The following is a 10,420-nucleotide window of genomic DNA, read 5'->3' as shown; positions in this document are numbered from 1 at the left end:
CTTACTCATGTTGCTCCTGGTTCCCACCTGTGACTGCTTCCTCTGGGCTCATACGCCCCAGTGTCCAGGTGTCCAACCAGAGGGTGGAACTTCACTGCCGCCATCACGGTCGGACCGGACAACGCGCTCTGGTTCACCCTCAACAAGGCCGACGCTGTGGGCCGGATGGATCTGGACGGAGACGTCACGATCCACCCGCTGCCGACGCAGCAGGCCGCGCCGGTCGGCATCACCTGCGGCGCGGACGGTGCGCTCTGGTTCGTCGAGATCGGCGCCGGGCAGATCGGGCGCATCGGTACCGACGGGCGAATCAACGAATTCCCGCTGCCGGACCGCGGAAGCCGGCCGCACGCGATCGCAGCAGATCCGGTGCGGGGCGGCTGCTGGTTCACCGAGTGGGGGGCCGGGCGGGTCGGGTTCATCACCCCGGCGGGAATGATCTCGGAATACGACCTCCAGGATCCCGGCTCCGAGCCCCACGGCCTCGCGGTGGACCCCGACGGCGCTGTTCACGTCGCACTGGAGACAGGGGCGATCCTCCGCTTGGAGCCGCATGCGAACCCCGGCCGGCGCGTCCAGGAATGCTGAACCGCCCCGACGCTCTTCCCCATCGACCCACTCGACCTCGCGCAGATCTCCCCGTACCTGACCGAGCACATCAAACGGTTCGGCGAGTACTCCACCCACGAGCTCGGCGTCACCCCCGACGACTACGACGCCCACCTGGACGTCGACTTCACCGTCCTGGACGACGACCGGCCCGGCGCCGCCTGACGTGGAGGAACTTGACGGAGTGAGTACTCACTCCGTATTGTCTGGGTATGCCAGAGACTTCTTCCACGCCGTCCCGGCGCCGCGCGCCAGCCATGGGTCCCGACCAGCGTCGCAAGATGATCGTCGCCGCGGCGCTTCCTCTCGTCGTCGAATACGGCGCCTCCGTGACCACCGCGAAAATCGCCCGAGCCGCAGGCATCGGAGAAGGCACGATCTTTCGCGTCTTCCCTGATAAAGACGCCTTGCTCGCCGCCTGCGTGGCCGAGGCCATGCGCCCCGATGACGCCGTCGCCCACTTGGAGTCGATCGCACTCGACCAGCCGCTCACGGCCAGGCTCGCCGAGGCGGCCGAGGTGATGCGCGGGCACATGAGCCGCATCGGCACTGTCGTCCGAGGCCTCGCCGCAACCGGCAGGGTGGAGCGCCAAGCAATTGGCCAGGCGACTGAGGGCGGCGGCCTGCCGGACCGCGAGGCAGGGCTCGCCGCGCCGCGCGCGGCCCTGGCCGCCCTGTTCGAACCGGACCGCGATGCCCTGCGGTTCGCCCCCGAAAGGCTGGCGGACGCCTTTCAGTTGCTGCTCATGTTCGCCGGGCGGGAGAGCGCCAGCGACCCGCTGACCACCGAAGAACTGGTGGACCTCTTCCTGAACGGCGCGCTCACTGCGTCCGAGGAGGACCGTTGATCGCATCTGACGGGTACGAGGAACTCACCTCCCACCGCCGGACGTTAGTGACTCTGGCCCTGCTGGGGTGCGCCTTCCTGGCCATGCTGGACGGCACCGTGGTCGGCACCGCCCTGCCCCGCATCATCGCGCAGATCGGCGGAAGCGGGACCTGGTATGTCTGGCTCGTCACCGCCTACCTGCTGACGTCCTCGATTAGCGTGCCGGTCTATGGCCGCTTCTCCGACCTGTACGGCCGCCGCCGACTACTGCTGGGCGGACTCGCCCTGTTCCTGGCTGGCTCCGTCGCCTGCGGCCTGGCCAGCTCGATGGAAGCGTTGATCATCTCCCGTGCGGCACAGGGGCTGGGCGCCGGCGCTCTGCTCACCCTCGGCATGGCCCTGATCCGCGACCTCAACCCGCCCTCCCGAACGGAGGGGTTGATCCGCATGCAAACCGCGATGGCCACGATGATGGTGCTCGGCCTGGTCGGCGGCCCGATCGCCGGCGGCCTGCTGGCCGACCACGGCGGCTGGCGCTGGGCCTTCTGGCTCAACCTCCCCATCGGCCTGGCCGCCGCGGCTATCCTCGCCCTGGCCCTGCCGGAGCGCCGCCCCGCCGCAGCGCCGTCCGGACGACTCGACGTGGAGGGGATCCTCCTCCTCGCCGCCGGTCTCTCCCTGGCCCTGACCGGCCTGAGCCTCAAAGGCAACCCGACGGCCGGGCACACCCCGTCATGGACGGATCCCACCGTCGCCGGCTGCCTGCTCGGCGGCCTGGCCCTGCTCGCCCTGCTCGTCCCCGTCGAGCGCCGCGCAGCCATCCCCGTCCTGCCGCCGCACCTGTTCCGCCACCGCACCTACAGCGCCCTACTAACCGCCGGCTTCTTCTTCCAGGCCGCCGCGATGCCGGTGGGAGTCCTGTTACCGCTGTACTTCCAGCACGTCCGCGCCCACTCCGCCACCACCTCCGGCCTACTGCTCCTTCCCCTGATGATCGGCATGGTGCTGAGCAACCGGCTCACCGCCGCCGCCATCCTGCGCAGCGGGCACGCCAAACCCGCCCTTGTGACCGGCGCCGGGCTGCTCATCGCAGGCACGGCCGTGTTCTTCGCCCTGAACGCCGCAACACCGACGCTACTGATTTGCGGATGGCTGCTGATCGCCGGGCTCGGCACGGGGCCCGCCATGGGCGGCATCACCATCGCCGCCCAGAACTCCGTGCCGCCCGCCGATATGGGCACGGCGACCGCCGGCTCCGCCCTCACCAAGCAGATCGGCGGCGCGTTCGGCCTCGCGTGTGCGCAGTCCCTGATGAGCCACCACGGGGCCGCGACGCCCGCCTCGGCGATCGGCTCCACCATCGCCTGGGGAGGGGCCGCCGCAGGAGTCTTCGCCTTCGCGGCGGTCTTCGTGATGCGCAACATCCCCATCCCTACGCCGCGAGGCCGCCAGGCAGCACCAGCTCCCGGGGCCAGCGCCCAGGCGGCGCCGACGACCGGCGGACCCGCAGCATGACAACCTGCCCGAGTGTCGGCAGACGATCGTTAGTCGACACTCGGCCGGGTGATCGCGAACCCGCAGGTGGCGAGTGTCGGTAACCCGAGTCGAGTTCAGGGCGGACTCGCGAACCTTGGTCACCGGTTCGTTGACGACCAGGCCGACCAGGCGTCCGACGACCAGACGGGTGGAGTCCGCGTCGAGTGCGGTGCCGCGCAGGAGGTCCCCGAGGATGTCGGCGGCGACATCCCGACGGTCCGGCTGGCGGTCGGTCAGCGCTTCAAGTGCCGCAAGCATGGCGTTCATGCCGCCGCCTCGGACCGCTCGACCAGGACGCCGTTCTCGAAGCGCGCGCCGTCGCGGACCAGGGACACCAGGTGGGCGCCGGTGATCGCGCGCCACCGTGCCTGGGCGGACTCGACGAGCTTGAACACCATGGCCAGGGCCGCGGCCGGGCTGCCCGCGCCTCGCGTGACCTTGGTCCGGAGCTTGACGGTCGAGAAGGTCGACTCGATGGGGTTCGTGGTCCGCAGGTGGATCCAGTGCTCGGCCGGGAAGTCGTAGAACGCGAGCAGTTCCTCCCGGTCCTCGGTGATCTTCGCGACGGCCTTCGGGAACTTCGCGCCGTAGGTCTTCGCGAACGCCTCGATCGCCTTCTCGGCGTGGCCGCGGTCCTCGGCGTTGTAAATCTCCTGCATCGCCTTCGTCGCCCCGGGCTGTGCGGACTTCGGCAGGCAGTTGGTGACGTTGCGGCTTTTGTGAACCCAGCACCTTTGCGGCCTGGCGGCGGGGAACACCTCGGCAAGCGCCCGCCAAAGGCCCATGGCGCCGTCCCCGACCACCAGCTCGGGGTCGCGCATGCCGCGTCGGCGGCAGTCTCGCAGCAGGTCGGCCCACGATTCGGTGGATTCCCGCAGGCCTTCGGCGAGCGCGATGAGCTCCTTGGTCCCGTCGAGACGGACGCCGAGCAGGACCAGGACGCACGAGTGGGCCTGGCCGAGGCGGACCTTGGGGTGCACGCCGTCGGCCCAGACGTAGACGTAGACGTAGTCGCGGTCGGACAGGTCCCGGGTCTGGAAGGCGGCGTGGTCGTCGCTCCACTGCTTGGTCAGCCGGGTGACGGTGGCCGGGGACAGGCCGGCGGTGCCGCCGAGGAACTGCTCCAGCGCGGGTACGAAGTCTCCGGACGACAGGCCGTGCAGGTAGAGCAGCGGCAGCACCTCGGAGATCTTCGGTGACTTGCGGCACCAAGGAGCAAGGATCTTCGAGGAGAACCGCTTGCGCTCGCCCGTCCCTTCGTCCACCCGCCGGTCGTTCACCCGCGGGGCCCTGACCTCGACCGCCCCGGCACGCTGCCCCGCCTGGCCGGCTACCTCCACGCCCGTACTCGTCCTTCTCCGCAGTCAACTCGGCTATGTACTGGTTGACTTCCGCTTCCAACGCGGCGGCGAGCATCCGGCGGGCGCCTTCGCGGACGATCTCGTCGATCAGGGAGCCGGACTGGGTGGAGCCGTCGTCGTTGACTACGCTGAGCACTGGGCGTGCCTTCCCGACCCGCGCTGCAACGCGGGCCTACTCGGAGACCATCAGGGGATCATTCGGGAAGGTACGCCTTCCGCGTTCCTGCCGGAACTGATCCACAGGTCTCCAGCATTGCTCGAACAGCAGCAGGCGATGCGGGCGCTGCCGGCCGGGATGCGGTTGGACGAAGGCGACTTCGAGGACGAGTACGAGCGCCGCCTGGCCCTGCACCAGGAGGAGAAGGCTCGCAAGGCCGAGCGGCGCAGCAAGGTCGCCGACATCAGTCGGCCCCGGCTCAAGGCCGTGCCCGAGGCCAACTGAACCCTCAGCGCGGTGCCCCGGACGACCTTCCGGGGCAGCGCGCGCCGTTCTGGCAACGGGCGGGCCGGCCAGCCAGTACAGACACCCGGCTGAGTCACTGGCGTCAGGCTGGCCGCCGCGGCTTGGCTACGGAAGAGCCTCAAGCCAGGCAGCGACTCTGAGCGATCTCCGCAGCTCCTCCTCGAACAGCGCGGGGTAGATCGCTGCCAATGTGCGGTAATGGCGCACGGTCTCCTGGATTGCGGTCAGGCCCTCCTCCCGCCGCCCCGCCTCCCCCAAGTGGCTGGAGAGGTTGTGCAGGGACATGGCGAGGTAGGGCAGGTAGGCGTCCGGGTTCGCCTCGGCCAGCGTCCGGCGGATGTCGACGGCCTCTTGGATCGCAGCCAGGCCCTCCTCCCGCCGCCCCAGCTCCCCCAACCGGTTGGAGAGGTTGTGCAGGGACCTGGCAAGGTCCGGCAGGTGGGCATCCGGGTTCGCCTCGGCCAGCGTCCGGCGGATGTCGACGGCCTCTTGGATCGCAGCCAGGCCCTCCTGCGTGCGCCCCACCTGCCCCAGATCGATGGAGAAGCTGTTCAGGGTTGCAGCGAGGTCGGGCAGGTAGGCGTCTGGGTTCGCCTCGGCCAGCGTCCGGCGGATGTCGACGGCCTCTTGGATCGCAGCCAGGCCCTCCTCCCGCCGCCCCACCTCCCCTAATCGGCCGGAAAGGTTGTTCAGGGACCTGGCAAGGTCCGGCAGGTGGGCGTCCGGGGTCGCCGTGGCCAGCGTCCGGTGGATGTCGGCAGCCTCTTGGATTGGAGCCAAGGCCTCCTCTCTCCGCCCTACCTCCCCTAACCGGCCGGAAAGGCTGCTCAGGGCCCTGGCGAGGCCAGGCAAGGCGTCCGGATCCACCTCTGCCAGCATCCGAAGGATGTCGACGGCCTCCTGGATCGCAGCCAGGGCCTCCTCCCGCCGCCCCACCTCCCCTAACCGGCCGGAAAGGCTGCTCAGGGCCCTGGCGAGGCCAGGCAAGGCGTCCGGATCCACCTCTGCCAGCGTCCGAAGGATGTCGACGGCCTCTCGGATTGGGGCCAGGCCCTCCTCCCGCCGCCCCACCTCCGCCAGCCGGATGGAGAGGTTGTTCAGAGAACCGGCGAAGTCGGGCAGGTAAGCGTCCGGGTTCGCCGCGGCAAGCACGCGGCGGATCTCGACGGCCTCTCGGATCGGGGCCAGGCCCTCCTCCCGCCGCCCCGCCTCGGCCAGCCGGATGGAGAGGTTGTTCAGGGCCCTGGCGAGGTCGGGCAGGTAAGCGTCTGGATTCGCCTCGGCCAGCACGCGGTATCGGTCGGTGAGGGCCTGGGCGAGGCGGGCCGCTGAGTGGCCGAGGCGCCAGCTGGACTGTGGGAACCGCTGCTGAAGGGCGGTGAGGTCGTCAAGGGGGGTGGTGGGGTCGGCAGTGATGGTGTCGAGGGCGGCAGTGAGAGGGGCGGGGTGGTCGGTCTGCGTGGCGATGGTGATGATCTGCGCGGCGAGTTGGTGCTGGTGGCGTATGCACAGGCCAGTCAGGTGGGTGTCGAGGCGGCCGTGGAAGACCGAGTGGGCGGCGGCGCGGCTGTAGACGGTCAGCAGCTGGGACGCTTGTGGGTCGTCGGCACCGTGGAGGAGGTCGTCGGCAAGGGTAGGGCCGGCGTCCAGGACGCGTCCGGTGTGGCGTTCGGCGAGACGGTCGGGCTGCAGGCCGCTCCAGGGCCGGCCGGGGACGGTGGGCGGATAGAGGGCGCCGATCCAGGCGGTGACGGCGTCGCGGCGGTCGCGGGTCTGGTCAGCCAGCACCGCCAGTCTGCACCACGTTCTGTCGGCTTGTTCAGGATCGGCGGCACCAACCAGGTGGGCGGTGGCCAGCGCCACCTCCAGGGTGTTGGAACTCAGCCCAGGCGCCAGGCCACGGATGGCTGCGGCCTGGTCCCAGTATCGGCGCTCGTGGCCGAGCAGCCGGTCCTCTACCCTCTCGGCCACTTGCCGCACCCCACCGCCGTCGGCATATTCGGCAAGGCCGGCCTGGCCAGCAGGGTCGCCGGGCGGGGTGGGTGCGGTCGTATCGAGCAGGTCGGCGAGAGCGGTCATGTGGAGGGTGAGCGCGTTGCCGTACCCCTCGTGGTCGAGCTGGGGCATTCGCAGGGCGCCAGCCAGGGCTGGCCAGTCGTGCCCAGCACAGCCCTCCACAAGGTGGAGGGCTGTGGCTAGGGCGCGGGCGGCGTCCCGGTAGGCCCCGGGCCGGTCGGCCAGGTCCTCCTCCAGCGGAGGCAGCGCCTGGGCAGGGGCAGCGTCGAGGTACTCCTCGGCGAGGCTGCTGACGGTCTTCGCACGGTCCCACCAGTCGCCGTCCGTGCGGGCCAGTAGGAGGATCTTGAACTGGGTGGTGCCGGGGTGGTCGGCGGCAGCCTCGATGAGGGCAGCGAGCTGCCGGGTGCGGGTCTCGGCGTAGTCGAGTACGACCAGCAAATGGCAGGTTGCGAGCCGGATCTCCCGCAGCCTGTCGGGGGAGGCGTCCGCGTGCGGCCACAACACGGCCCACCGGTCGGCGGCCAGCAGACCGGCGAGGTGGTGAGCGAGGCGGGTCTTGCCCTGCCCTCCAGGCCCGTGCAGTAGCCACGCCCCGAAGCCGCCCCGCGCGCACCAGGTCATCAGCCGTTGAAGTAGATCCTTGCGGCCGTGGAAGGGGACGGTCTGCCGCCCAGCCTGCAAGAGCGCCGCAGGCGAGCGTATTGGCCCCCGGGGCGCGGTGACCGCAGGGTCGGCGAGGTCCTGGAACTCCACCGCCTCCAAGCATCCCGCCGGGCCTATGTGCTCGGCGAGGGCGGCGCGGAACGCGGGATCGTGGTGGAGCACATAGGCGGGCACGACGTTGAGCTGCGCGTGCGCGGAATGCGCCCGCTCGGAGGCGACCACACCAGCGAGCAGGCGGTCGCAGAACACCGCCGCCCCGGACAGACCGCCCCACGGCGAGGTGCCCGGCAGCGACCATTGCGGGGGGTGCTGAAGCAGATCCAGCACATACCGGTTGCCAACGAATCCGCTGCCGGGATTCACCGCACCGCGCAGCTGGGCGGCTTCCACCGCGGCCTTGTGCTGTGGAGCGGTATCCGCAGGGGCCAAGGCCGCAGCCTGTGGGCGCTGGGCAACGTTCGGCACGCCCCAGGTCTCGCAGCCGGTGCCAGGCCGATCGGTCACCAGACGCCCCCAGCGCACCGCCCCAGCCGGCACCCGCCACTCGGGGTCGTCGTCCACCCGGACAAGCGCCGCGTCATCCCTGCCTCCTGGCGTGCCACACCAGACCACCACCCCACCGAACGCGCGCACGTCGCCAGGGCGAAACACCTCCGCCCGCTCACCGGCCCGGGCAACCACGTGGGCCGACGTCAGCACCAGCCGCCCGCCGACCGCGTACCCGGAGCCCGGACCCCCCGGCCCGGTCACCCCCATCAAACGCGCCCGCTCCACCCCTCAACCCCCAAACGTTGACAGACTCGCCGCCCCGGCAAGGTACGGACTTTCCCGGCAATGGCCCCGGGTCAGTCCGGGATGCGGCCCGATGTGTCCCCCGGCCCCGAAGGACGGTTGGGCGAACCGCTGACCAGCAGGTCACCACCCTGCGCGTTCCTCGGCGTCAGCGTGAACGACACCCGGTGCGTGCGACCACGCGACACCCCGGCCTCGGTCTCCGCACCCACCGCCCACAGCTTGAACCCGGCCTTCGCCTTCGCGTCCGCTCGCAGCTCGACCTCGAACTCCATCTCCACCGGCCCCACCGCGAACACCACATCCGGATGGTCCCCGCCCAACGCCGCCGCCGCGATCAGCTCGTCCCGCACCGCGGCCACCGCATCCACCAGAGGAATATCCACCACGCCCACCCATCATCTGAGAGACCGTCACATCAGCACGGACACCGTAGAACCATCGTCCAACCTGCCGCAGTCAAACCCGCCAACCACCAGCCCGGGGCACACCTCACCGCCATCAAGCCCCCAAACCTCGGCCGCGCAGAACGTCCTTCTCGCGACCCGCGAAGGTGTCCACGGACCCGCGCTCGGTGATCCACAGCAGTGTCACGGCCCGGTCGGCGAGGTCGATGCTGAGCCGGGAGACCAGGCGCAATCCAGAGGTGCGGAAGGCGTCGAAGTCCATCCGTCGAGGATCGCTCAGGCCGTAGCCGACGGAAAGAGGTTCGACGAATTCGGGGTGCGGTGGCGGCCGAAGCGACGCTGAGCGGTCCGGGCGGAATCGAACCGGTCAGCGCGGGCAACCGGCCACCACCGCAAGCCGCACACCCCGGCCCGCCGCGCGTGGACCGCTCCCCCGCGCGGATCGGGGCCTTCTCAGTCCATGCCGTCGGCCAGGTCCCGCAGGTGGTGGACGGCCTCGTCCCAGCCCTGGCCGTACCAGTACGGGCCGGTCAGCGCGGGCGGGTGGTGCGGGGTCGCTTCCAGTAGGTCGGCCGCGTGCCGCCAGGACGCGGCGAGAGCGGCCCGCAGCCGGCCGAACTCCTCGACCAGCGCGGCCAGCTCCTCACCGGGTGGCAGCTGCGGGTCGGCCCCGGCCGCCAGGTCGCGGCGCAGCCGGCCCACGGCCAGGCGGGCCAGGCGGGTCGTCTCCGCCTCCTCGCGCCAGTCGCGCTCGGCCGCCTGCCGGTCCGGCGCCGCAGTGGTGGAGACCGGCGCTGGGGCCGGCTGCTGCCGGGCGGTCTCGGGCACGAGCATCGGCGGCTGACCGGCGCGCTGCGCGAGTCGGTGGAGCAGGTGCGCACCGCCGCCCTGGTGCTGGCCGAGCGGGTGCGCGCCGCGCACCGCGGCCGGGTGTGGATCGCCCTGGGCTATCCGTCGTGGGGCGCGTACGCGGCCGGGGAGCTCGGCGTCTCGCGGTCGACGGCGTACCGGCTGCTGGACCTGGCGACGGCCGCCGAGGCGATCGAGGACGTCGTCGCCCGGGAGGCCGGGCCGGGGCTGTCCCACGCGTGGGACAGCGGCCTGGTGCTGCCGGTGCGGGCGGTGGTCGAGATCCGCGGGCGCCTGGCCGAACTCGCCGACCTGGTCGCCGAACGCCTGGCGGAGGCCCGCGCCGACGCCGGCGGCCGGCAACTGGATCCGGACCGGATCGGGGCTGCGGTCGCGGCGGCCGTCGCCGAGCTGCGCGGGCGGCCAGACGTTACGGACGCCGAGCTGGAGAGCGCGCCGGGCCCGGACGGGTACCCGGTCGAGGCGTGGCGGGCACTGGTTACCCGGGAGCACGGCCTGGCCCAGGAGCGGCTGATCACGCACCGCGAGCTCGGCCTGCTCGCCCTTCGGGTGGTCCCCGGCTACGTCGCCGAGCGGAACGCCGAGGAGGTCCTGCACATCCTGGGCGAGGAAATCGGCAGCAGCGCCGACGAACTGCTCGCCTGCCGCCGCTACGCGCTGACCGGCGACGCACGAGCGACCGAACGATTCTGATACCGCAGGTCCGACGCGGAACACGGTCACCTGGGGCAACGAGCCGCGATGTCCCAGCAAAACGGACATCGCGGGCGCGCTAGTAGGGCTTTGTTAGGTGCGGTGGTGTGGTTCTGGTGTCGATGCGGGTTGGCCGCATATCGAGCAGGCGCCGGTCCAGGTGGCCAGGAGGGCCTGG

Annotated in this window: 9 protein-coding genes and 1 pseudogene; 5 read left to right on the top strand and 5 right to left on the bottom strand. The window is 71.1% G+C overall.

Going from position 1 to position 10,420, the window contains the following annotated elements; translation table 11 throughout:
* The first annotated feature begins 165 nt into the window (after positions 1 to 165).
* The 3 genes from ACIRYZ_RS45655 (at position 166) to ACIRYZ_RS45645 (ending at position 2,953) form a co-directional block, all read left to right on the top strand.
* Positions 166 to 588 carry a hypothetical protein gene (locus tag ACIRYZ_RS45655; RefSeq protein WP_402955404.1) on the top strand — a complete coding sequence of 141 codons (423 nt, stop codon included), beginning with the start codon at positions 166 to 168 and terminating at the stop codon, positions 586 to 588.
* A 233-nt stretch (positions 589 to 821) separates the two neighbouring features.
* Positions 822 to 1,457: a TetR/AcrR family transcriptional regulator gene (locus tag ACIRYZ_RS45650; protein WP_402955401.1), complete on the top strand. Its 636-nt coding sequence runs from the start codon at positions 822 to 824 to the stop codon at positions 1,455 to 1,457.
* Positions 1,454 to 2,953, top strand: coding sequence for an MFS transporter (locus ACIRYZ_RS45645; protein ID WP_402955398.1), 1,500 nt, complete (start codon positions 1,454 to 1,456; stop codon positions 2,951 to 2,953). Before ACIRYZ_RS45650 ends, ACIRYZ_RS45645 begins: the two co-directional genes overlap by 4 nt.
* 284 nt (positions 2,954 to 3,237) lie before the next feature.
* Here the strand turns inward: ACIRYZ_RS45645 and ACIRYZ_RS45640 are convergent.
* A pseudogene (locus ACIRYZ_RS45640) lies at positions 3,238 to 4,471 on the bottom strand (IS256 family transposase).
* A 117-nt stretch (positions 4,472 to 4,588) separates the two neighbouring features.
* Between ACIRYZ_RS45640 and ACIRYZ_RS45635 the strand changes: the two are divergent.
* On the top strand, positions 4,589 to 4,777 hold the full coding sequence (locus ACIRYZ_RS45635) for a hypothetical protein (RefSeq protein ID WP_402955395.1): 189 nt from the start codon (positions 4,589 to 4,591) through the stop codon (positions 4,775 to 4,777).
* A 126-nt stretch (positions 4,778 to 4,903) separates the two neighbouring features.
* Here the strand turns inward: ACIRYZ_RS45635 and ACIRYZ_RS45630 are convergent, their stop codons facing one another.
* From ACIRYZ_RS45630 to ACIRYZ_RS45615, 4 genes are all read right to left on the bottom strand, one after another.
* A complete protein-coding gene (locus tag ACIRYZ_RS45630) occupies positions 4,904 to 8,041 on the bottom strand; it encodes a tetratricopeptide repeat protein (RefSeq protein ID WP_402955392.1) in 3,138 nt (1,045 codons plus the stop codon).
* 284 nt (positions 8,042 to 8,325) lie between these two features.
* Positions 8,326 to 8,667, bottom strand: a complete 342-nt coding sequence (locus ACIRYZ_RS45625; protein ID WP_402955389.1) for a trypco2 family protein — start codon at positions 8,665 to 8,667, stop codon at positions 8,326 to 8,328.
* A gap of 106 nt (positions 8,668 to 8,773) precedes the next feature.
* Entirely contained in the window at positions 8,774 to 8,941 is a 168-nt protein-coding gene (locus ACIRYZ_RS45620; RefSeq protein ID WP_402955387.1) for a hypothetical protein, read from the bottom strand.
* Positions 8,942 to 9,132: 191 nt separating this feature from the next.
* On the bottom strand, positions 9,133 to 9,513 hold the full coding sequence (locus ACIRYZ_RS45615) for a hypothetical protein (protein WP_402955384.1): 381 nt from the start codon (positions 9,511 to 9,513) through the stop codon (positions 9,133 to 9,135).
* Between the two features lie 39 nt (positions 9,514 to 9,552).
* Here ACIRYZ_RS45615 and ACIRYZ_RS45610 point away from each other — a divergent pair, with 39 nt between their 5' ends.
* Positions 9,553 to 10,242, top strand: coding sequence for a hypothetical protein (locus ACIRYZ_RS45610; protein WP_402955381.1), 690 nt, complete (start codon positions 9,553 to 9,555; stop codon positions 10,240 to 10,242).
* The last annotated feature ends 178 nt before the right edge of the window (positions 10,243 to 10,420 follow it).

The organism is Kitasatospora sp. NPDC101155, from assembly GCF_044768305.1.
GTDB lineage: Bacteria > Actinomycetota > Actinomycetes > Streptomycetales > Streptomycetaceae > Kitasatospora.
The sequence above is the reverse complement of the archived record's forward strand: the minus strand, read 5'-3'. Positions and strand labels throughout refer to the sequence as shown.